This is a genomic window from Pseudomonas sp. TH04 (genome assembly GCF_016651355.1).
Lineage (GTDB): Bacteria > Pseudomonadota > Gammaproteobacteria > Pseudomonadales > Pseudomonadaceae > Aquipseudomonas > Aquipseudomonas fluorescens.
On record NZ_JAEKEA010000001.1, the window covers coordinates 958460 to 979374 of the forward strand.

Annotated in this window: 23 protein-coding genes and 1 tRNA gene; 9 read left to right on the forward strand and 15 right to left on the reverse strand. The window is 60.9% G+C overall.

Annotated features, from left to right (window positions below):
- Window positions 1-73: 73 nt before the first annotated feature.
- Entirely contained in the window at window positions 74-556 is a 483-nt protein-coding gene (locus JFT85_RS04170) for a GNAT family N-acetyltransferase (protein ID WP_053256539.1), read from the forward strand.
- Window positions 557-575: 19 nt separating this feature from the next.
- Here the strand turns inward: JFT85_RS04170 and JFT85_RS04175 are convergent, their stop codons facing one another.
- The 8 genes from JFT85_RS04175 to JFT85_RS04210 form a co-directional block, all read right to left on the reverse strand.
- Window positions 576-1895: an OprD family porin gene (locus tag JFT85_RS04175; RefSeq protein ID WP_201229310.1), complete on the reverse strand. Its 1320-nt coding sequence runs from the start codon at window positions 1893-1895 to the stop codon at window positions 576-578.
- A 139-nt stretch (window positions 1896-2034) separates the two neighbouring features.
- The gene (locus tag JFT85_RS04180; protein ID WP_073638488.1) at window positions 2035-2868 is read right to left on the reverse strand and encodes a phosphodiesterase; all 834 of its coding nucleotides are present in this window, start codon (window positions 2866-2868) and stop codon (window positions 2035-2037) included.
- 9 nt (window positions 2869-2877) lie between these two features.
- A complete protein-coding gene (locus JFT85_RS04185) occupies window positions 2878-3909 on the reverse strand; it encodes an ABC transporter ATP-binding protein (protein ID WP_201229312.1) in 1032 nt (343 codons plus the stop codon).
- On the reverse strand, window positions 3906-4700 hold the full coding sequence (locus tag JFT85_RS04190) for an ABC transporter permease (protein ID WP_073638489.1): 795 nt from the start codon (window positions 4698-4700) through the stop codon (window positions 3906-3908). The genes JFT85_RS04185 and JFT85_RS04190 overlap by 4 nt, the downstream gene beginning before the upstream one ends.
- Complete coding sequence (locus JFT85_RS04195) at window positions 4697-5515, reverse strand: ABC transporter permease (RefSeq protein ID WP_053256423.1); 819 nt, start codon at window positions 5513-5515, stop codon at window positions 4697-4699. Before JFT85_RS04195 ends, JFT85_RS04190 begins: the two co-directional genes overlap by 4 nt.
- Window positions 5516-6520 (reverse strand): ABC transporter substrate-binding protein, encoded by a 1005-nt coding sequence (locus tag JFT85_RS04200; RefSeq protein WP_053256424.1) that lies wholly within the window; start codon window positions 6518-6520, stop codon window positions 5516-5518.
- Window positions 6504-7523, reverse strand: coding sequence for a LacI family DNA-binding transcriptional regulator (locus JFT85_RS04205; protein WP_053256425.1), 1020 nt, complete (start codon window positions 7521-7523; stop codon window positions 6504-6506). The genes JFT85_RS04200 and JFT85_RS04205 overlap by 17 nt, the downstream gene beginning before the upstream one ends.
- 123 nt (window positions 7524-7646) lie before the next feature.
- Window positions 7647-8315, reverse strand: coding sequence for a DUF2268 domain-containing putative Zn-dependent protease (locus JFT85_RS04210; protein WP_069551418.1), 669 nt, complete (start codon window positions 8313-8315; stop codon window positions 7647-7649).
- A gap of 184 nt (window positions 8316-8499) precedes the next feature.
- Between JFT85_RS04210 and JFT85_RS04215 the strand changes: the two genes are divergently transcribed.
- Window positions 8500-9597: a carboxynorspermidine decarboxylase gene (locus tag JFT85_RS04215; protein WP_053256427.1), complete on the forward strand. Its 1098-nt coding sequence runs from the start codon at window positions 8500-8502 to the stop codon at window positions 9595-9597.
- Between the two features lie 28 nt (window positions 9598-9625).
- Window positions 9626-10870 carry a saccharopine dehydrogenase family protein gene (locus JFT85_RS04220; RefSeq protein WP_201229314.1) on the forward strand — a complete coding sequence of 415 codons (1245 nt, stop codon included), beginning with the start codon at window positions 9626-9628 and terminating at the stop codon, window positions 10868-10870.
- Between the two features lie 196 nt (window positions 10871-11066).
- Here the strand turns inward: JFT85_RS04220 and JFT85_RS04225 are convergent, their stop codons facing one another.
- Window positions 11067-13343 (reverse strand): hypothetical protein, encoded by a 2277-nt coding sequence (locus JFT85_RS04225; RefSeq protein WP_201229316.1) that lies wholly within the window; start codon window positions 13341-13343, stop codon window positions 11067-11069.
- Window positions 13344-13394: 51 nt separating this feature from the next.
- Window positions 13395-13469, reverse strand: a tRNA-Lys gene (locus JFT85_RS04230).
- 193 nt (window positions 13470-13662) lie between these two features.
- On the opposite strand from JFT85_RS04230, the gene JFT85_RS04235 reads away from it, so the two are divergent.
- Window positions 13663-13905, forward strand: a complete 243-nt coding sequence (locus JFT85_RS04235) for a hypothetical protein (RefSeq protein ID WP_053256430.1) — start codon at window positions 13663-13665, stop codon at window positions 13903-13905.
- Here JFT85_RS04235 and JFT85_RS04240 read toward each other — a convergent pair.
- Entirely contained in the window at window positions 13900-14592 is a 693-nt protein-coding gene (locus tag JFT85_RS04240) for a M24 family metallopeptidase (protein WP_053256431.1), read from the reverse strand. The genes JFT85_RS04235 and JFT85_RS04240 overlap by 6 nt on opposite strands.
- A 368-nt stretch (window positions 14593-14960) precedes the next feature.
- On the opposite strand from JFT85_RS04240, the gene JFT85_RS04245 reads away from it, so the two are divergent.
- Together JFT85_RS04245 and JFT85_RS04250 are read left to right on the forward strand one after the other, a co-directional pair.
- The gene (locus JFT85_RS04245; RefSeq protein WP_053256432.1) at window positions 14961-15296 is read left to right on the forward strand and encodes a DUF6124 family protein; all 336 of its coding nucleotides are present in this window, start codon (window positions 14961-14963) and stop codon (window positions 15294-15296) included.
- 71 nt (window positions 15297-15367) lie between these two features.
- Entirely contained in the window at window positions 15368-15871 is a 504-nt protein-coding gene (locus JFT85_RS04250) for a signal peptidase II (RefSeq protein ID WP_053256433.1), read from the forward strand.
- Between the two features lie 44 nt (window positions 15872-15915).
- Here JFT85_RS04250 and glsB read toward each other — a convergent pair whose 3' ends face one another.
- Entirely contained in the window at window positions 15916-16824 is a 909-nt protein-coding gene (glsB, locus tag JFT85_RS04255; RefSeq protein ID WP_169876039.1) for a glutaminase B, read from the reverse strand.
- Between the two features lie 57 nt (window positions 16825-16881).
- Between glsB and JFT85_RS04260 the strand changes: the two genes are divergently transcribed.
- Window positions 16882-17040, forward strand: coding sequence for a hypothetical protein (locus JFT85_RS04260; protein WP_155512287.1), 159 nt, complete (start codon window positions 16882-16884; stop codon window positions 17038-17040).
- 33 nt (window positions 17041-17073) lie between these two features.
- On the opposite strand, the gene JFT85_RS04265 is transcribed toward JFT85_RS04260, so the two are convergent.
- Complete coding sequence (locus tag JFT85_RS04265) at window positions 17074-17484, reverse strand: hypothetical protein (RefSeq protein ID WP_053256435.1); 411 nt, start codon at window positions 17482-17484, stop codon at window positions 17074-17076.
- Window positions 17485-17593: 109 nt separating this feature from the next.
- On the opposite strand from JFT85_RS04265, the gene JFT85_RS04270 reads away from it, so the two are divergent.
- Window positions 17594-18445, forward strand: a complete 852-nt coding sequence (locus tag JFT85_RS04270) for an AraC family transcriptional regulator (protein WP_073638495.1) — start codon at window positions 17594-17596, stop codon at window positions 18443-18445.
- Here the strand turns inward: JFT85_RS04270 and JFT85_RS04275 are convergent, their stop codons facing one another.
- The gene (locus tag JFT85_RS04275; RefSeq protein ID WP_201229318.1) at window positions 18446-19087 is read right to left on the reverse strand and encodes a ribonuclease T2 family protein; all 642 of its coding nucleotides are present in this window, start codon (window positions 19085-19087) and stop codon (window positions 18446-18448) included. It lies immediately after the preceding gene.
- 89 nt (window positions 19088-19176) lie between these two features.
- The gene (locus tag JFT85_RS04280) at window positions 19177-20157 is read right to left on the reverse strand and encodes a Gfo/Idh/MocA family protein (protein ID WP_187601476.1); all 981 of its coding nucleotides are present in this window, start codon (window positions 20155-20157) and stop codon (window positions 19177-19179) included.
- A gap of 131 nt (window positions 20158-20288) precedes the next feature.
- Between JFT85_RS04280 and JFT85_RS04285 the strand changes: the two genes are divergently transcribed.
- On the forward strand, window positions 20289-20651 hold the full coding sequence (locus tag JFT85_RS04285) for an NUDIX hydrolase (protein ID WP_053256439.1): 363 nt from the start codon (window positions 20289-20291) through the stop codon (window positions 20649-20651).
- Window positions 20652-20915: the final 264 nt, after the last annotated feature.

The window sequence follows — 20915 nt, forward strand, 5'->3', positions numbered from 1 at the left end:
TGACCAGCGGCTGATTCACCACAGTTCCCTGTTGCGTTGAGTCCAAGGCCGTCTGATTGAGCGGGGAAGATGCGTGATACAGGCCAGCGAAGACCTTGCAATACACACGTTGGGCGAACTCCCCCAGCAGATCCACGTCCTGGAAGCCCAGGCCGTTGCCGAAGGGTTCAGGTTTCTGACGCGGCTTATCACTGAATGGGAAAACCACTCGAATCGATTTGAGCAACCCGGTGAGTGCCTGTTGGGGGGCTTTCATCACGGCCAGTTGATTGCCGTCGGCGGTCTGTCCTGCGACCCGTACGCCGGCCCGAGGATCGGTCGGCTGCGCCGCGTATACGTGGCACCCGCGATGCGCGGCCGTCGTATCGCAACGGCCTTGGTAGCGCAGCTACTGGAATACGCAGCGGTTCACTTTCAGGCCGTGCGCCTGTTCACCGATACACCACAGGCCGCGCACTTTTATCTGCGCTGCGGTTTTCAACCCATCGATGACGACAAGGCGACGCACGTAAAATCACTCACGCCCTTGAACGCACGCGCCTCAACACAGCCGTGAGGCGCGGTGCGTCCACCAGTTACATCAACGGAATCGAATAGCTCACGAACAGGCGATTCTGATCCTGGTCGCGCGCCACCTCACTGCGCGACATGCCGTTGCGCCAGCCGAACCCGACGTTTTTGAACGTACCGCTTTGCACCACGTAATCCAGGGAAATATCCCGCTCCCACTCGCTGGCATTGTTGCCGGCGGTGGTGAGGATATGGTCGCCCTTCAAATACATCACCGACGCCTTCAGGCCCGGCAGGCCCAGCGCGACAAAGTCGTAAGCGTATTGCGCGAAGGCGGTGCGTTCACCGGCCTGGATGAAGGTCTGCACCGTGCGGTCGGTGTAGAGGTACAGGCTGGCGCCACCCTCCCCTTTGTTCACCAGGCCACCCTGGTTGAGTTGGGCGAAGTTACTGTCGTCGGAGACTTGCTGGTAACCGGCGGTGATCGCATGAGGCCCCAGGGAATAAATGAAGGCGGCGCTCCAGGTGTTGTTGTCGATCTCGCCGTTACCGTTCTTGGTATAGCCGCCGAACTTATAACCTTCGGCGCGCCCGGCAGCGCTGCTGTTTTTACCGTCGGAGGTGGTCTTGAAGTAACGCAGGTCGGTTTTCAGTGAGCCGTAGTCGCCCAGCGGCAACACATGGATCAAACCGGCGAAGTGCTGTTGGTAATAGTCTTCAAGGTTGGCGTAGTAGTACTGGACCAGCAGGTCCTTGTTCACTTGGTAGTCGGCACCGGCGTAGTTGAATTTATTGCTTTCCCGGGTGCCGCCCGCCGCTGCCAGGCCGCTGCTGTCGCTGGAACCACGGCCGGTGGTGTGTTGCAGTTGACCGCCGATCAGGGTCAGGTTGTCGATGTCTTTACTGGTGACCTGGCCACCTTCGAAGGATTGCGGCAACAGGCGGCCATCGTTGCTCACCAGGATCGGCAGGTTCGGCCGCAAGTAGCCGTAGCGCAGTTCGGTCTTGGCGAAACGCGCCTTGGCCGTCGCGCCAGCACGTGTCCAGCTGTCCGCCGCTTTGCCGTCATCGTTGGGGATCATCGAGCTGCCCACGTGGCGGCCAGCGCCGCTGTCGAGGGTCACGCCGAGCATGCCGACGGCGTCAAGGCCAAAACCGACGGTGCCCTCGGTAAAGCCCGACTGGTAGTTGAGGAGGAACGCCTGGCCCCACTCTTCGGTCTTCGACGGGGCGGCGGCGCCGTCACGGTTGTCGTTATTGAAGTAGAAGTTGCGCAGGCTCAAGTTGGCTTTACTGTCACTCAGGAAATCGGCGCTCGCCAAGGGGCTCAGGGCAATGCCCAGGCTGCCGGTCAATACGCTTAATACATTCAATGTGGCTTTCATCAGGACGAACTCCGGCGCGGAATCCAGGTTCCGGGCGCAAAAAAAAGGCAGCAGGAAGCACGCGACCCCACTGGCGTGTGGCCGGTGCACTAACGGGCGTTTAACTACTTAGTTGAGCGAAGTGAACCTCCGTAGAACCTCAGTCAATCAATCCATGAGCGTCATAAAACGGATACGGCCCCGGGTAATCCCCGAACACGCCGTTGTGGCTGATCAAGCCTTGCTGCTCATCCCAGCGGTGCAGCAGGTAACCCGCCGGCTCCAGGTTGAAATGCGCGGGCGCGGCGTCTTGCAGGTCGAGCACGATCTGGTGGGAAGTGCCGGGGCACACACAGCTCAAGCTACCGCCGAAACGCCGTTGCATGGGCCGATGCAAATGCCCGCACAACAGGCGCTCCACTTGCGGGTGACGGGCAACCACGCGCTCCAAAGCGCTGGCGTTGATAAAGGCTTCGCGGTCCATATGGCCAATGCCGCTGACAAACGGCGGGTGATGCAGGATCAACAAGGTCGGCGCAGCGGGACGCAGCGCCAACTGTTCGTCGAGCCACTGCAACTGGCTGTCCAGCAACTGGCCGCCATGGCCACCGGGAATGGTCGAGTCGAGGCCGATCAGACGCAGCGGATGTTCGTCCACCACCCAATCCAACGGGCCCTCGGCCGAGGCGGGCAAATAAGCGTGATCGCGGAAGGCATCCAGCAACGGCGCGCGGCTGTCGTGGTTACCGGGCACCAGGTAGCACGGCATCTGCAGGCGTGCCAGCTCAGGGCGCAGCACGGCGTATTCGTCGGCGCGACCGAAGTCCACCAGGTCGCCGCTGACCACCACAATATCGGGCCTGGGGTCGCTGGCGTTCAGATGGTCGACGGCTCGGCGCAGCGCGCCCAGGGTATCGACAACGCCGTAGGTCAGGCGATTGCCGGCTTTAAGGTGCAAGTCGCTGATCTGCGCAACAAGAAACGGACGGTTCACAATAGGTTCTCACGCATTCAGGGTGAACAACATGTGCGGCGCAATGGCCAGGGCAATCGGCGCGCCGACGGTGTGCAAGTGGTTGTCGCTGCAGTCCACCAGCAGCGGTTGCGGCCCACCGATGTCCACCAACAGGCGGCTTTGCGCGCCCTGGAAGAACTGCGCCAACAGGTGGCCGTGCAAGTGCCCTTCCCCCTCCATCACGCGCAGGTGTTCGGGGCGGCAATACACGGTGCCGGGGCGCTCGGCGGCGTGCCACGGCAGCTCACCACCACAGACTTTCAGGCCGTGGGCGGTGCGGTCGAGGACCGCAAAGGCATTCAGATTGCCGACAAATCCGGCAACGAACGCGGTGGCCGGCTGCTGGTAGATCTGCCGGGGGCTGGCCAGTTGCGCGACACGCCCCTGTTCCATCACCAGGATGCGGTCGCCCAGGGCCATGGCTTCGCCCTGATCGTGGGTGACAAAGACCGAGGTGATGCCGAGCCCACGCAACAGTTGGTCCAGCTCACTGCGCAGACGCTCGCGCAATTGCGCATCGAGGGCCGCCAGGGGTTCATCCAGCAACAGCACTTTAGGTCGCGGAGCCAGCGCCCGAGCCAGGGCCACGCGCTGACGCTGCCCACCCGAAAGCTCATGGATGCTGCGCTTGCCGTGCTGCTGTAAGCCCACCAACTCCAGTAACTCTTCACAGCGCTTGTTGCGCGCCGGCGCCGACATGCCGCGAATCTTCAAGCCATAGACGATGTTGCCGGCCACATCCAGGTTAGGAAACAGCGCGTAATTCTGGAACACCATGCCCACGTCGCGACGCTCGATGGGCAGACGGGTGACGTCTTGATCGCCGAAAAACACCTGGCCCACGTCCGGGCGCTCCAGGCCGGCAATCAGGCGCAAGGTCGTGGTTTTGCCACAGCCGGACGGGCCAAGAATCGCCAGGGTTTCACCGCCTTCGACAGTCAAATTCAAGTCATGCACGGCCACGGTGCCGTCGGCAAATGCCTTGCGACAGCCCTGCAACCGAATAGTGATAGCGGTCATCGACGCTCTCCACGGGACAAACGAGCACTGATGGCCTGCAGCGCAACCAGCAGCGGCACGATCATCAGCAAAAAGATAAGGGTGTAGGCGCTGGCAATTTCCAGGCGGGCCGAGGCGTAGCTGTCGGCCAGGCCCACGGGCAGCGTTTTGGTCATCGGTGTGTGCAGCATCCAGGTCAGGTTGAATTCACCCAGGCTCAGGGTGACCACCATCAGCACGCCGGCGAGAATCCCCGCCCGGCAGTTCGGTACTACCACGCTGAAGAAGCGTTTGATCGGCCCGGCACCGAGGCTCGCCGCCGCCTCCTCCAGCACCGGCAGTTGCTGGCGCTGCATCACGGCCATCACCGGGCGCACCAGAAACGGCAAGGTGAACAGCACGTGGCCGACGAGGATGAACAACCAACTGCTGCGAAACGTGCCGAACTGGCCGTAGGTCAGCAGCAACGCCAACGCACTGGCCAACCCCGGCATTGCCACCGGCAGCACCATCAGCTCCTCGAAGGCGCGACTGAAGCGGTTGTTCATCCGCACCAGGGCATAGGCCGCAGGTACGCCGATCACGCCGACGCACACCGCGCAGGCCAGGGCCAATTGCAGTGACAGCCACACGGTCGGCGAATAGGCCTGCCACACCTGGATCAGCCAGTCGAAGGTCAACCCACTGGACAGGCCGACAAAGAAGTTGCGGGTCAACCCGGCCAACAATGACATCACCACCGGCACCAACATGAAGGCGCACACCAGCAGGGTAAACAGCAGTTGAATCACAAACAGCGAAGAGCGTTTCACAGGACTGTCCCCGCGTTTTTGACCAGCCGTCGTGTCAACAGCAACACGGCCCAGGTCACCGCACCGAGCACCACCGACAGGGCAGCGGCGACGGCAAAGTTGGCGTAGTTGGTGAACACGTTGTAGATCGCCACCGGGGTGACGTTCAGCCGCGTGCCCAACGTGAAGGCCGTGCCAAACGCCCCCATCGAGGTGGCAAAGCAGATCGCCCCGCACGAAGCGAGCGCGGGGGCCAGGCCCGGCACGATGACGTCGCACACCACGCGCCAATGGCCGGCCCCCAAAGAATGAGCCGCTTCTTCGAGGCTGCGGTCGAGGCTCTCGCACGCCGCCATCACCGTGAGAATCACCCGTGGAATCGAGAAGTACAGATAGCCCACGAACAGCCCGGCCAACGAATACGCAAAGATCCAGCGCTCACCGGCCAGTTGCAGCCCCAAGGCGGCGAACAGGCCTTGGCGCCCGGCCAGCAGGATCACCAGGAACCCCACGACCACGCCGGGAAACGCCAGCGGAAAGGTCAAGAGCGCCACCAGCGCCGAACGCCCGAAGAACTGCTGGCGCGCGAGAAATACGCCGCTGATGCCGCCGATCAGTAACGCGACCGAGGTCACCACCAGCGCAAGGATCACGGTTTGCCCCAGGCTGCCCAGGTACTGCGCACTGCTGAGCACCTGCCAATAACCGCTGCCCAGGCTGTCGCGGCTTTGCGCACCGAGCACCACCAGGTGCGCCAGCGGCAACAGCCAGAACGCGAGCAGCACCGCAAACGCCGGGGCCAACGCCCAGGCGGCGTGTTTTGCCGATGCGGCCACTTACTTGACCTCGTTCAGGTAACGGGCGGCGAAGGCTTCCTGCACAGCGGCCATTTTTTCGTAGTCGACCACGCCGGCACGCGCATAGTCGCTGTCCGGCAGGAACTGCGCGGCCACATCCGCGGGCATTTTCATCGGCCGTACCGGGCGCAGGTAGGCCTTGGCCCAGAGTGCCTGGCCGGCGTCGGACAGCACAAAGTCGAGGACCTTTTCCGCATTCGCGCGGTGCGGCGCGTTAGCCACCAGGCTCATCACGTACGGCACGCTGATGCTGCCCTCTTTGGGGATCACGAAGGCGACATTGGCGTTGTCCTTGTAACGCGCGCGGTAGGCGTTGAAGTCATAGTCCACCAGGATCGGCAGCTCGCCGGACAGCACCCGCGCATACGCGGTCTGCTTGGGCACGATGGGCGCGTTTTTCGCGAGCTTCTGAAAGTAGTCGATAGCAGGCGCGAAGTTGTCCAGGTCGCCGCCCAGCGCGCGGTTGATCGCCACGGCAGAGACGTAGCCGACAAACGCGCTGGACGGGTCGAGGTAACCGACCATGCCTTTGTACTCAGGTTTGAGCAGGTCGGCCCAGCCTTGCGGCACCGGCAAGCCGCCCAGCGCGTCGACGTTGACCATGATGCCCAAGGTGCCGGAGTGAATCGCGAACCAGTGGCCGGCCGGGTCCTTCAAGCCGGCGGGGATCTGTTCCCAGCCTTTGGGTGTGTAGGTGTCGACCACCTGGGCTTTTTGCGCCTGCAGGCCGAAGGTCACGCCGTAATACACCACGTCCGCCACCGGCGCGGCCTTCTCGGCCACCAACTGCGCCAGGGACTGGCCGGAGTTCTTGTTGTCCAGCGGCACCTGCACGCCGGTGCTGGCGGCGATGGCCTTGAGCTGGCTGCCCCAGTCCGCCCAGTCGGGCGGGCAGTTGTAGCAAATCGCGGTTTCGGCGGCCTGGGCCAGGCTGGCCGCACCGCACAGCAGCACGGCTGCCAAAGTTTTACTGAACGCGCGCATCAAGCGTCTCCTCGTGGGGTTGAGTGCTTTCGCCGGGCCGGATATGGCAAGGCAGACAATGGGAAATCGGCGATTGGCCGGCGATCTGCGCCAGCAATTGATCAATCACGGTGCTGGCGAGCAGCGCGATGGGTTGCACCACGCTGCACAGGGTCGGGTGCATCTGCGTGCCGAGCGCTATGCCGTCGAAGCCCATCACCGACAGTTGCTCGGGCACATGCCAGGCGTTGCGGCGCAACTCGGCGATCAGGCTGATGGCCAGGAAATCGTTGGAACACACCAGCGCAGTCGGGGCCTGGGGGCCGTGGAGAAAGGGCGCGATGGCCGCGAACTCGGCCTGGGTGTGGGCCGGCATCTCGATGACCGGGCGGGTGTTGAGCCCGTACGCTTTCATCGCGTCGCAATAGCCCGCGTAACGCAGGCGAGCGCGATCGGACTGCAACGCGGGGCCGGCAACCATGCTGATGCGGCGGTGCCCCGCGTCGAGCAAATACCGCGTGGCCAGGGCCATGCCCGCGCGGTTATCGACTGACACCGCGCTGTAGTTGGGGTTGCTCGGTTGGTGATACGCCAGCACGAACGGCGTTTGTTCGCTGGCGAGGCTGTTGAGCACGCTGTTGCTTTCGGCGTCGGTCACCGTCAGCACGAGGCCGTCGACGCGTTGGCGCAACAACTCTTCCACCACCACGCTTTCGCGTTCGCTGCTGTAGTCGGTGGTCGCCAGCAACAGGCTGTAGCCGCGCAACCGTGCCGCACGCTCCATGGCCTGGAACTGTTCGGCGAACACCGGGTTGAGCAGGTTGGGCACCACGACGCCAATCAGCTGGGTGGTTTGCAGGCGCAATTGGCGGCCGAGCAAATTGGGCCGAAAGCCCAGCTCACGAGCGGCGGCGAACACCTGCTCACGGGTGGCCGGGCGCACCTGGTCGGGTGAAGCAAAGGTGCGGGCGGCGGTGGCGCGGGATACGCCAGCCAGCCGTGCAACGTCTTTCAAGTCAGTCATTGTCACTCGCTTGAGATCGATCTCATTGGCGAGGACAGTAACGGGGGAATGTGGCAGGAAGGTGGTGGGCAGATGACGGTTTGATGTCAGTGAAGCCGGCAGGCGCCGGCGACCCTGCGCCTATCAGGGATTGCGGATCAACCCTTGGTCGAGCGCAACCGCGAGGATGTCTTGCGCGCGGACGTTGACCCAGGTGGACGCATCCGGCTGCCCCACCACCGCCAACCATCGCCCCACCATCTGATCGCCGAGCGCATACCCCAACCACTTGGGCTTGTCCGCCGTACCAAAAAACCACGCATTGTGATCGTAGTACGTTGCCTCCAGGGCGCTCAGGTCCACCGGCTCCGCTCGCAACGCCTCAAGGCTGAACGCCCTCTCCCACGGCTCCGGCTCGCTGCCCAGTAGCTGGCGCACAAACTGCCCGGCCAGGCCTTCACTGACCAATGCTTCGCCCAACGTCCAGCCATACCCAGGCCCGGCCATGCGCAGGCAATGATGCACCTCGTGTATCACATGCCGATGCACCGCGCCGTGTTTCAGGCTGGCGGCAAAATTCGGATTATCCGGATCAAAGGTCATTGAGAACATCGTGCTGCGGTAGGCGCGTCCCACCAGGCCCAGTTCCGCGATGGTTTCACCGGGCAGCCGCTGAATCAGCGCATCCAGGCGTGGCGCTGGCATCCACCTGGAAATGGCCTCGTAGGCGATCTCGAATTCTTCCGTCAACGGCTTGCGAAATTCGCCCAGGGCGCCCGAAGCCTCCAGCCAATGCAGTGTCCATGCGTCCATTCTCACCTCTCGTCGCTTCCACGTGGCGTCGTCACTCATGCGCCTCATCATACGGATGGGCTGTCATATTGGCAGGGCATATTAAAAGCGGCGCGCAAAATCCGCCCGCTAACCTTTCGATCTGATCCAAGTGCGGGCACAATGCGTGTCCTTTTTTGGCAGGCACCGCCGCAGGCTCTCAAAAATGATCAAAACGCCGTACTACCTCATCGACAAACAGAAGCTTCTGGTCAACATGCAGAAGATTGCCTACGTGCGCGAACAGTCCGGCGCCAAGGCTCTGCTGGCGCTCAAGTGCTTTGCCACCTGGTCGGTGTTCGACCTGATGCAGGAATACATGGACGGCACCACCTCGTCGTCGCTGTACGAGTTGAAGCTTGGCCGCCAGAAGTTCGAAGGTGAGGCGCACGCCTACAGCGTGGCCTGGGCCGACGATGAAATCGAAGAGATGCTGGATAACTGCGACAAGATCATCTTCAACTCCATCAGCCAGCTGCAGCGGTTTGCCGAACGCAGCGAAGGCAAGACCCGCGGCCTGCGTGTGAACCCGCAGGTGAGCAGTTCCGACTACCTGCTGGCCGACCCGGCGCGCCCGTTCAGCCGTCTGGGCGAATGGGACCCGGTGAAGATCGAAGGCGTGATTGAGCAGATCTCCGGCTTCATGTTCCACAACAACTGCGAGAACGCTGACTTCAACCTGTTCGACCAAATGCTCAACACCATCGAAGAACGCTTCGGCGCGCTCCTGCACAAGGTCAACTGGGTCAGCCTCGGCGGCGGCATCCACTTCACCGGTGAAGGCTATGCCATCGACGCCTTCTGCCAGCGCCTCAAGGCGTTCTCGCAGAAGTACGACGTGCAGGTGTACCTGGAACCCGGCGAAGCAGCGATCACCAACAGTGCCTCCCTGGAAGTCACCGTGCTCGACACCCTCTACAACGGCAAAAACCTTGCCGTGGTCGACAGCTCCATCGAAGCCCACCTGCTGGACCTGCTGATTTACCGCCTCAACGCCAAGCTGGCGCCGAGCGAGGGTGAACACACCGTCATGGTGTGCGGCAAATCCTGCCTGGCCGGGGACATCTTCGGCGAGTACCAATTTGATCGTCCGCTGGCCATCGGCGATCGGCTGTCGTTCATCGACACCGCAGGCTACACCATGGTCAAGAAAAACTGGTTCAACGGCCTGAAAATGCCGTCCATCGTAGTGAAACAACTCGACGGTACAGTCGAGGTGGTTCGTGAATTTGGTTACGACGACTACCTGTCCAGCCTTTCGTAAGCTGGCGGATAAAGGAGAGATAAAGCAATTGAAAAAGAACGTTCTTATCATTGGTGCAGGAGGTGTCGCCAAGGTGGTGGCCCACAAGTGCGCGCAGCACAACGACGAACTCGGTCGTATTGCTATCGCGTCGCGCAACATCTCCAAATGCCAGGCCATCATCGACAGCGTCAAGGCTAAGGGTAGCCTCAAGGTTCCCGCCCAGATCCAAGCCTTCGCGCTGAACGCCCTGGACGTGGAAGCGACCAAGGCCCTGATCCGCGAGACCGACTCGCAGATCGTCATCAACGTAGGTTCCGCGTTCCTCAACATGTCGGTGCTGCGCGCCTGCATCGATACGGGCGTTGCGTACCTCGACACCGCCATTCACGAAGAGCCGGGCAAGGTCTGCGAGACCCCGCCGTGGTACGGCAACTATGAGTGGAACCACCAGGAAGAGTGCAAACAGAAGAACATCACCGCCATCCTTGGCGTGGGCTTCGACCCAGGTGTCGTCAACGCGTATGCCGCGCTGGCGCAGCAACAGCATTTTGACCGCATTGATTCGATCGACATTCTCGACGTCAATGCCGGCTCCCATGGCAAATATTTCGCCACCAACTTCGACCCGGAAATCAACTTCCGCGAGTTCACCGGGCAGGTGTGGAGCTGGCAGAACAGCCAGTGGACCAGCAACACCATGTTCGAAGTCAAACGCACCGATGACCTGCCGGTGGTCGGCTCGCAAAACCTGTACCTGACCGGCCACGATGAAGTGCACTCGCTGTCGAAAAACCTCGACGTGCCCAACGTGCGTTTCTGGATGAGCTTCGGCGAACACTACATCAACGTGTTCACCGTACTGAAAAACCTCGGCCTGCTCTCCGAACAGCCGGTCACAACCGCCGAAGGCCTGGAAGTGGTGCCGTTGAAAGTGGTCAAGGCCGTGCTGCCCGACCCGTCTTCGCTCGCCCCTGGCTACACCGGCAAGACCTGCATCGGCGACCTGGTCAAAGGCACCAAGGACGGCCAGCCGCGTGAGATGTTCATCTACAACGTGGCGTGCCATGAAGAAGCCTTCGCTGAAACCGACAGCCAGGGCATCTCCTACACCGCCGGCGTGCCACCAGTCGCCGCAGCGCTGCTGGTCGCGCGTGGCGAGTGGGACGTTAAACACATGGCCAACGTCGAGGAGCTGCCGGCTGAGCCGTTCCTCAAGGCGCTGGACGTGATGGGCTTGCCGACTCGGATTAAAGACGAGAACGGTGACCGTGCCTGGGATGCAATTGCCTGATAGGCGATCGCTGACTGAACAAAAAAATGCGCCCCACGGGGCGCATTTTTTGTTTGGGCACATGTGAGTCGTCAGAACAATGGCGATCCAAATGTGGGAGCGGGCTTGCTCGCGAAAGCGGTGTATCAATACCGAATACGTTTACTGACACCCTGCATTCGCGAGCAAGCCCGCTCCCACATTTGGGGCTCTCGCATCACTGCTGCTCAACCGTCCGGCTTGAAATGACGTCCTGCGGCGCCAGCAACCAGTGCCGCGTAACAGTCCATCCCAAAAAGACCTTCGCGCCGTCCTCAGTTGCATCGTGCTGATGCAACACTTCGCCGGCGCAAACCTTACGCAAGCCACTCATCACCGGCAGGAATGTCTCTCGAAAAGCCACTGGCTGTGTGGCGAAACAAGCCTCGACTGACGCCATGGCATCCCTGCGCTCACCCTCATCAAGCATCGCCAGATAGAACACCATCTGACGCCAGGCATAGGCGGTATTCTTGAGCATTATCAACCGAGCATGATAGTGCTCAATCCGCACCTGCTGCCGTTTGCAGATCCACTCAAAACACACCCGCACCATGACGCCTAATCTAGATTGCAGCAAAACTTTCAACCCAAGTTCTTCAAACAATAACGCGAGATTCTGCGTGGTTAAAATCTGCTGTTGCTCAAGAATGGTGCCGTTGGTTGCCGGGTGCCACGTACCCAACTCAACCCCTGCACGCTTTGCACACAAGGTCGCAAAGGCATCGCTTGCCACTCGCGCACGTCGTCGCCCTCTGGTATGAAGGCTCGCCAGTTCATCGGTATTAATGTCGTAGTAACGTGTGTAAAGAGAGCCTGCCAGCACCCGGCCTGCTCGCCTGGCAGCATCGGCAAACTTATCGGAAAACTTACCCATGAAGATATCTGCAGCGACCTCCTCCACAAAGGGCAGGTCCAGTTCCGCAGTGTCCGCCAGTGCTGAAAACTCCTGGAGAAGTTTGTTAGGCAGGATGGCGTAGGGGAAGGCAGAAAGCGTCAACGCCGACGACTCAACCAGCGCTTGTTTGGCTGCTCCCGCCACCACAGCGCCGGACTGGCGGTCGCCTTCAATGACGGCAACCCAAGGCAACTCACTGAGGCCAACCCGACGCTGAAGGTTCAGCAGTAATAACGAACGCCGTCGACGGAACGCGCGATAATTAGAGGCGTATACCATTCTCAGCGCTTCATCGCGCAACCCCGAGCTACTCAGTTGCGCAGTCATCGCGGGCAACACCCGCGCGACGGTATCACCTGAAGTAATCAGCCCATGCTCAATCAATTCACTGATCGTGCCACTCCGGCAGCGTTGAAGGCGGCGCTGGACCGCCGGTGGAATGGCAACGCCCTCGCCTAGCCCAAACGCCAATGCTTCCTCAGCGGTGATCGGCGCTGCCAAATCAGCAAAATCCGAGAGACCACCTGCCGCGGGGTACATTGAGAGCCGATTCGCCACAATACGGGCAATGAGGTGATGCTCCGGCCCCGCCACCTGACTAAGCTGACCCGCACGCAACGCCAGGTGAGAAGCTGACCCCGGCTCGCCATGCTTGCGCACAAAATCATCAACAATTTGCCGTACGCGACCGACTTGACGTCCGCTGAGCGATTGTGCGTCGCGGGCGCATTGCCCAAGTAAAGAAAACAGTTCCTCCACGCGATCCGAAGATCGCCTGTTGATACCGAGCCGTTTAAAATCCAGCTCTAGCTCGGCCGCCCGCTCGCGCCATCCACTCGGGTAATGACGGCACGGCCAGCCTGCATCATAGGTAAGGAGGAAGTGCGAAACAGCTGAATCATAAAGCGGTAAACGCGTTTCGATCGTCTGTTTCTGCACAACGATCTGCGCCTGGGAAGGCAAGGTTGAAAGCAACTGTTTGATCTCGCCAGCGTCCACAATGTGCACCTGCGCGGCTGAAATCGGCAGTTGCGTAGAGATCGACGGGAAGAAACGCAGCCGGTCAAAGAACGGCCCAATCACGTCTATCAGCGCCCGAGCCTGCTCGGTGCGCTGCTGCATGACCAGCCAAGCTACTGTCAGTAACGCGGCCTCTTCCGGCACATCGACCGCATAATCACAGCGGGCTAAACGTGAATTCAGAGCCTCAAGGCCGTCATCCGTGAGATGCCAGGCATTGATATCGAGCCGTTCAAAGCCTGGACGAATACCTGGAATAGAGGCGGCCAGTTCACGCTCATAGGCCGTCAGTTCGCCACCTGCCAACAGATTGCCGGTAGCAAAGCCGCCCGTGACGACCTCCAGCGTAACCCAGCCTGGAATCTCAGCAATCGGTGTACGCGAACCATACTCGACGGTGCCTTGCAGCAAGTTCCCAATGACCTGCTGCCAGCGTGAGATACGTCGGCGGGCGTTAAAGCGGGCGACTGGGCCGCAATCCAAATCGTGCGCGAGTAGCGCTTTCGACAGTTGGAAGACTGCATAACCTGCGTCCATGCTAGTCACTCCCTGTGATCTGGAGGTGTGCCCAGATTGCTGTGTATGTGATGGGTCCGGAGGCTGGATTCGAACCAGCGCCCACCCGGTTAAGAGCCGAGTGTTCTACCGCTGAACTACTCCGGAACAGAGCGCGCATTGTCGAGCAACGCCTAAAAAATGTGAAGGACCACGACCGTCATAATGCTGAGGGCAAAAAAACTCTAAAGAACTGTCAATTCTCACAGGTTACTCAATCCACTAACTGCGCTAGCTTAGCCGGTCGAGAGGTCAATCATCGATTGGCTTACACATTCATCATGAGCGAAAGGACTCGTCCATGAGCCGAAAAAAAACCGCAAACCGCAACACTTCGCCGATCAAGCCACGCGCACGCAACCGCTTAGGCATCACCGCCCACCTGCCCCGCTGGGTGTTCGTGCTGCTCATCGCACTCTGCGCCCTCGGCGCACTGCAAGAGCGCATCCGCCGCGTACGGCCGGTGTACGCCGTGCTGCTGTACGTTGGCGTGTTCATGTTGTTATGGGCGGGCTGGATACGCTGGTTTGCGCCTGGCTCATAGCTCCCGGGCCTGCCCCTCGCTATCAAAGAAATAGATATTCTCGTGCTTGTAACCCCACCGCCCGCCCCGTTCGCGGACATGCGGCTCGAAGGTAAAACACGCCACCTCATCAAGACGCCGGTGATTGCCCGCTTCAATGTAAAGCCGCTGATCACGCCGCTCGCAGAGGCTGTGGCCCACATTGGCGGCAAAATCCAGGTTCTCGAAACCGGCCGTCTCGATCAAATCATTGGCAAATTCATACAGCGCATTGAAGGTGGTTTCAGGCCTCACAAACCGCCGCATGCGCTCATGCAATTCGCGCTCGGTCGCATGGCCACGGCTGAATTCAACACCGATCGGCACCGCCCGGCAAACGCCCTCTTCCATGTAAAACGACCGAGCACAATCGCCCCAAAGGCTGCCGGACCTTGGGCTCAGGTCCACCGTTATCAGGTTGTGGGTTCCCACCGGTTCCTCTGCAGGCCGATAGTCACGGCCAGACACGGAAAGCAGGCTGCGCGAACCGAGCAATACAAAGGCCGGGCAGTCGTAATACCACGTGTCCGGGTAGCCGGCTTCGGTGAGTAACTGTGCGGCATTGCGGGCGATGGAGCTTTCTGTCGAGTCGGGCGTGATGCTCGCGATGAGCCGCTGCAACACCCTCTTGGCTGCGGTTTGGACGACATCATTCGGCGGTTTGGGCATGGTCGGTATCTTCCTTGAGTGGGTGTGGTTTAACCCGATCGCAAAATCGTTCGACGCCAGATGCTCTCGGATATTTCCCACAGGGGTTTCAGGTTGTCGGTCGGAAGTGCGCTGACTAACCTCTCGTCGTCGCTGCCAACTCAGTGACCGGACTTGACCGTCCGATTAATTAGAGGACTGCTACAGCCAGAACCTATTTCAGGCGTTTTTTTTACGCCTGAGGTATCGTGTCGCGGTAGCTGTGCGCGGGATACCTTCGGGTATGCCGGATTTCCTTTGATTGCCGGTCGGTCAACCCGCGTACGGCTGCCACCCTCTTCGCTTGACCGCGAATGTTGGCAGCTTCACTCAATCTTAGGACCTTCACCATGATCAAAGACAGCCCAAATCCCCCCGACCAGCAAGACTACGATACCAGCACCCTGCACGCAGTGGCCTACCGTGCGATCAACCACTACCTCAACCCCGGCAAACCCCTCCCAGAACCGAGTGAAGGCCTCTTCACCGTGCGCGCCGACCTCGGCACCGAAACCCTGCTGGTTAACGCATCGCAGGACCTGGCGTCCATCAGCGACATCGCCAACCACCTGGCTTTCGAAATCGACGGCTCCCAACGCAATGTCGCGCTGGGCATCTGCCGGATGCTCGAAGGCGTACAACTGCTGGTCGACAAAGCACTGAACGTCGCCCACCCGACGGCCTGAGATGGACGAGATAGAGCGCCTGAGCTATCTTCGGGCGCTCTATCGACAGACCCGGAACAGGAAGTTACCGCTTGAGCACGTCGCCCCTATTGCGAGGCCGCACCTTTGCCCTCCTCGCCGGCATTGCCTTTATCGCCGTCGACCAGTTGGTCAAACTGCTGGCCCTGGTTTCACTGCAAGCCAGCAGTTTTAAAATCGGCCCTAACCCGATCAATCTGGCGCTGGAACTGAGCCTTAACCCCGGCGCATTCCTCAGCCTGGGCGCGGCGTTGCCGCCGCAGGTCAAACAACTGATTTTCATCGTCGGCGTGGCCATCGTGGTTGCGTGGGCACTGGGGTGGTCGCTGTCCAATTGGAGCCAGCCGCTGCGCAAGGTCTTGCCGCTTTACGCAATCGCCTTGGGCGGTATCGCCAATTTGATCGACCGGGTATTTCGGGACGGGCAGGTGGTGGATTACATGGTGTTGAACGTCGGGCCGACGCACACTGGCGTGTTCAATATTGCCGATATTGCGATTACTGCCGGCGCAGTGTTCCTGATGCTCGATCTGTTCGTGAAGCCGCGCAACGCTTAGGTATCAATGGGGATCTACGGCCCCTGCCGTAAATCCCCCAGCCATCAAAACACCGACCACCCAATCCGCTCACTCAACAACTCCAACGCCTTCATCCCCGCCAGCGAGTTCCCCGCCGCATTCAGCTCCGGCGACCACACGCACACAGTAAACTGCCCTGGCACCACCGCGACAATCCCACCGCCAACGCCACTCTTGCCCGGCAGGCCGACGCGGTAAGCAAAATTGCCCGCCTCGTCATACAGCCCGCTGGTGGCCATGATCGAGTTGACCTGTTTGGTCTGGCGCGCGGTCAAGATCTGCTCGCCGCTGTGGGCGCTCGCGCCCTCGTTGGCGAGGAAGCTGAATGCCTTGGCCAAATCCAGGCAGCTCATCTGCAACGCGCAGTAGTTGAAGTAGCTGTGCAGCACCGCGTCCACGTCGTTGTGGAAGTTGCCGAAGGACTTCATCAGGTAAGCCATGGCCGCATTGCGCGCGCCGTGCTGGGCTTCGGATTCGGCGACGACGCTGTTGACCAGAATCTGCGGGTTACCCGACAGGCGCCGCACAAAATCACGCATCGACAGGATCGGCACGGCAAAGCGCGACTGGTTGATATCGCAGATCACCAAGGCACCGGCGTTGATAAACGGATTGCGCGGGCGGCCGCGCTCGAATTCCAACTGCACCATGGAGTTGAACGGTTGCCCGGAAGGCTCGTGGCCCAGGCGTTCCCAGATGCTTTCGCCGCCATGGTCGATGGCCTGCACCAGGCTGAACACCTTGGAGATACTCTGCACCGAGAACAGGGTGTCGGCATCACCGGCGCAATAGGCCGAGCCGTCGTTGCCATACACGGCAATACCGAGTTGATTGGCGGGCACATCGGCCAGCGCGGGAATGTAGTCGGCGACTTTACCCTGGCCGATCAGTGGACGAACTTCGTCGAGGATCGACTCGAGCAGGGCCTGCATGTCTTGTCCGGTCATGTTTCTTTGAATCAGTGATAGCGGGGCGCGGAGGATACTTCAATGCGCCCGAAAGCCCCACTCTATCTCTACCACCCGCTCGAATATCACGAGGTAAACCACGCGCCGCCCCTGCTGCTACGCCAGGTGGATAAGCGCCACTTCGGCTGCTCGGCAATGGTCGAGAACGGCCCGTTGGGCCGGACGATTGGCATGGACTGATGCACGCCCTGTAATCCATGTGGGCGGTGCCGTTTAGAAATGCGCCACATCCGACACCTGTTCATCCAGCACATCCCGCGCCAGCGCCCATGCGCGGTCCCTGGACTCCACCACCAGCAACGGGTAGCCCCAGGCCTTGCCGAACGTAACGGCGAACGGCTTGAGCGCCAGGCGCTTGGCCGCGCTCGGCTCGACCTGGATCATGCCTTTGACATAGGTGCGCAGTGCCTGTTTGTTTTTCTTCATCCAGAGCGAGGCGTGTTTGCGCTCTTCGTGGGAGTGTTCGTGGTTGCTTTCGTCGACGGCTTTTTCGTGCAGCAGTACGAACGCTTGCTCGCGCGCCAGCAGGCGTTCAAACATCACGAACGCGTCAGCCGGGCCGCCTTCGTTGGGGGCGTCAAACACGATTTTCACCACGGGGAACGTCGAACTGTCGAGGCGCATGGCAGAGCTCCTAAATGAGAGTAGATCTCACTATAGGGTTCATGTTGCTGGACGGCATTGCATAAAATAGCCAATATATTTCGCAATTCAGCCAAGCAGTTGACCCGTCATGCACCGCCATCGCCTTGATCAGCACGACCCGTCAAGGGCCAGAGACGCCGACGTGATCCCGCGCGCGGTGGTGGCGGTGGGCGCTACGAGCACGTCCAAGCGCTGGGAGAACGCCCCCCACGCTCATCGCAAGGGCCAGTTGATCTACACGCTGCGCGGGGTCATTCATTGCCAGATCGAGGCCGGTATCTGGATCGTGCCGCCGCAGTGCGCGCTGTGGATTCCCGGTGGTCTGTCGCATGCCGCACGGGGCTCCGGCGAGGCGGAAGTGTATTGCCTGTTGATCGATCCGCAGGCCGCCAGCGCCCTGCCCGCTCAGGGCTGTACGCTGGCGGTGTCCGGCCTGTTGCATGAGCTGATCAGCAAAGCGGTCAGCTTCCCGCACTTGTACGAAGAAGACAGTGCGCAGGGGCGCCTGATCAGCACACTGCTGGACGAACTGGCGCAGGCCCCGGTCGAAGCCCTGCACCTGCCCATGCCCCGGGACCTGCGGCTGCGGCGCCTGGCCGACAGCCTGCTGGATGACCCGGCAGACAAAGCCACGCTCGGCCAGTGGGCGGTGCGCATAGGCATGAGCGAACGCAGCATGACGCGGCTGCTGTTGCAGGAGCTAGGCTTGAGTTTCGGGCGCTGGCGCCGGCAGTTGCATGTGATCCTGTCCCTGCAACGCCTGGCCAGGGGTGAAAGTGTGCAGCGGGTCGCGCTGGACCTGGGTTACGAGAACGCCAGCGGCTTTATCACGATGTTCCGCAAAACGGTGGGCCAGCCGCCGGCACGATACCTGGCGGACCGCCCCGGAGCGTCGAGCGCCACGGCGCCTGCCGCCATCGCCCTGCACCCCGGTCCGTGATCAACGCTGAACCGGAATCCGAATGTCGCCACCCTTGCATTGGGTCTTGACGCTTCTGGGGCAGCCGGCAAAACGCAGTTCCTTGCTCAGGCACACGCGCACTTCGGACAACACCTTGCCCTTGCAGATGACGGCCATGCCATGGTTGCCCATGGCCGGGTTGCTCTGGCGGAACAGGTTTTCAATCGCCTGCGCATCCAGGTCATTGGGCACGTTGAACGGCTGCAATTGCTGCGGGATCTGCACGGCCGCCAAGGCCGTGTCGGTCGCGTCCAGATAGCGCGACGCATCCAGCCCGCTGCAGGTGCCGTGCTTGGCCCACTCATGTTTGAGCAAGGCCTGCGTGGGGAAGATCAACGCGCCTTTGGCCAACTCAGCGGCCGACAACCGCGATTGCGCATCACACGACGCTGGCCAGCCGCCTTTGGCGTATTGCGGCCACAGCCCATGCAGCACAAACCCGTAGCCTTTGCCCGAGCACTGCTCGTTACTCGGGTGCGTCAGGCAGAACGTCGGCGACCATGACAACGACAGCACATAGAAATCAAAATCGTCCGCCGGCCGTTGCTCCCGTGGTGCTGCTTGCGTCGCCATACTGGCCAGCACCAACCCCAGCGCCATAAAGGCTGCCTTGTAGTTCATCGATCCATTCCTTGAAAACGTAAGCGACCAGTGTGGGCCCTGGCCCGTGCCCACCGACAGTCGCAGAAGCCACGCCCGCCCTGGGAAAATCAATCAGGACGGCGCGGATTGCGTAGCAATACTTTGTCCAGAATGCGGTCGGTCTTCAGCGCCTCGATCGCCAGTGATGGATGCTCGGCGTCCCCGCGAATGTGCGCGTTCATGGCCTGCACGTGATGCCACTGGATATGCTCATGGCAAGGCACTGCCAACACTTCGTTTACCTCACCTTCAAGACGCAACGGCTCGTCCTCGAACACCGCAAAGGTGATGCGGCCCGTGCTGCCGATCAGTTCGACGCGGTCTTCGCGACGATCGGCGACGAAGTTCCAGCAGCCCATGCCCAACGCGCCCGAGCTGAAGGTCCAGCAGGCCGTCACCGCGTCCTCCGCCGCATACTGCCCCACCTGACGAGCGGTAAAACCGGTGACTTCGACAATATCGCCCGCTAGGTACTGGAACAGGTCAAACCCGTGGCTGGCGAGGTCGGCAAAGTAGCCGCCGCCGGCGATGGCCGGGTCGGTACGCCAATTTTCGGCGCTGGCATCGGCGGGCGCCGGCGGCTTGCACAGCGACCAGGTCACATGGCGCAACTCACCGATGCGCCCATCCCGCAGCCAGTCACGCACCTGCTGAAAACGTGGCAGCGAACGGCGGTAGTAGGACACGAACAAATGCAGCCCGGCGCGCTCGAAGGTGCGCTGCATCAACGCGCTTTGCTCGGCGTTGAGGGCCATGGGTTTCTCGACGCAGCAATGCTTGCCTGCCGCAGCCACCATCAGGCTGTATTCAAGGTGACTGTCGGGCGGCGTGGCGATGTACACCGCGTCCACTTCGGGGTCGTCGATCAGTGCCTGGGCGTCGGTATAGAAACGGGCAATACCGTGGCGCGCCGCATAATCGCGCACAGCGGCTTCGCGGCGCCCCATCACGGCCACCAGCGCAGAACCTGGCAGTTTGTAGAAAGCGGGTCCACTCTTTAACTCAGTGACACTGCCACAGCCAATCATGCCCCAACGTACGGTATTCATCAGTTGTCCTCGTCCGTTTTCATCAAGGGGGAAGTATCCACATCACCACCCGACTATGCCACCGCCGATTAGCATGACAATTGCATTACACTTTTATGACAGGCAATCAGCTAACTAAGGAGGTGTAGACCTTGAAAATACGCGCAACCGTTATTTGCAAACATGAGGAGCGCATCCTCTTTGTGCGCAAGGCCAGGTCAAAATGGGCGTTGCCAGGCGGCAAGGTCGAGCGTGACGAGCGCCCGATCGGGGCAGCCGCACGCGAGCTGGAAGAAGAAACCGGGCTGAATGTGGACGGCTTGCTGTACCTGCAGGAATTGAAAGCCCGCGACACGGTGCATCATGTGTTCGAAGCCTCGGTGGTGAACATTGCCGATGCGCGCCCATGTAACGAAATCATTGATTGCCGGTGGCATGCGTACAGCGCCATGGAGGAACTGGACACCACCGACGCCACCCGGCACATCGTCAAATCTTTCGTGCGTCGCCTCTGACGCCGCGCCTCACCCCGCCCTCCGTTTTCTGCCGTTCGACAAAGGATTTGACGAACGCGGCAGCGGCTGTACGTCTTGCCTCGGCCATCCAACCGCTTTAATCCGCTGATTGTCGTGCGCACGGGCCTGCACCGGACGTCACGAATGTTGGGGATTTCGGTGTTGCATCAAGTGGGTATGGCGAGGTTGCAGGTGGACAGTGCGCTTAGGTCGCAAAGACCGAGTCGCCTGCATCGCAGGCAAGCCAGCTCCCACCGCTGACCG

What these genes read in the sequence shown, in the direction of transcription:
- JFT85_RS04270 (WP_073638495.1), top strand. Translation starts at nt 17,594, where the DNA reads ATGCACCGCCATCGCCTTGATCAGCACGACCCGTCAAGGGCCAGAGAC.
- JFT85_RS04200 (WP_053256424.1), bottom strand. Translation starts at nt 6,520, where the DNA reads ATGCGCGCGTTCAGTAAAACTTTGGCAGCCGTGCTGCTGTGCGGTGCG.
- JFT85_RS04280 (WP_187601476.1), bottom strand. Translation starts at nt 20,157, where the DNA reads ATGAATACCGTACGTTGGGGCATGATTGGCTGTGGCAGTGTCACTGAG.
- JFT85_RS04245 (WP_053256432.1), top strand. Translation starts at nt 14,961, where the DNA reads ATGATCAAAGACAGCCCAAATCCCCCCGACCAGCAAGACTACGATACC.
- JFT85_RS04205 (WP_053256425.1), bottom strand. Translation starts at nt 7,523, where the DNA reads ATGACTGACTTGAAAGACGTTGCACGGCTGGCTGGCGTATCCCGCGCC.
- JFT85_RS04175 (WP_201229310.1), bottom strand. Translation starts at nt 1,895, where the DNA reads ATGAAAGCCACATTGAATGTATTAAGCGTATTGACCGGCAGCCTGGGC.
- JFT85_RS04225 (WP_201229316.1), bottom strand. Translation starts at nt 13,343, where the DNA reads ATGGACGCAGGTTATGCAGTCTTCCAACTGTCGAAAGCGCTACTCGCG.
- glsB (WP_169876039.1), bottom strand. Translation starts at nt 16,824, where the DNA reads ATGCAGGCCCTGCTCGAGTCGATCCTCGACGAAGTTCGTCCACTGATC.
- JFT85_RS04265 (WP_053256435.1), bottom strand. Translation starts at nt 17,484, where the DNA reads ATGCGCCTCGACAGTTCGACGTTCCCCGTGGTGAAAATCGTGTTTGAC.
- JFT85_RS04185 (WP_201229312.1), bottom strand. Translation starts at nt 3,909, where the DNA reads ATGACCGCTATCACTATTCGGTTGCAGGGCTGTCGCAAGGCATTTGCC.
- JFT85_RS04210 (WP_069551418.1), bottom strand. Translation starts at nt 8,315, where the DNA reads ATGGACGCATGGACACTGCATTGGCTGGAGGCTTCGGGCGCCCTGGGC.
- JFT85_RS04235 (WP_053256430.1), top strand. Translation starts at nt 13,663, where the DNA reads ATGAGCCGAAAAAAAACCGCAAACCGCAACACTTCGCCGATCAAGCCA.
- JFT85_RS04275 (WP_201229318.1), bottom strand. Translation starts at nt 19,087, where the DNA reads ATGAACTACAAGGCAGCCTTTATGGCGCTGGGGTTGGTGCTGGCCAGT.
- JFT85_RS04240 (WP_053256431.1), bottom strand. Translation starts at nt 14,592, where the DNA reads ATGCCCAAACCGCCGAATGATGTCGTCCAAACCGCAGCCAAGAGGGTG.
- JFT85_RS04260 (WP_155512287.1), top strand. Translation starts at nt 16,882, where the DNA reads ATGCGCCCGAAAGCCCCACTCTATCTCTACCACCCGCTCGAATATCAC.
- JFT85_RS04215 (WP_053256427.1), top strand. Translation starts at nt 8,500, where the DNA reads ATGATCAAAACGCCGTACTACCTCATCGACAAACAGAAGCTTCTGGTC.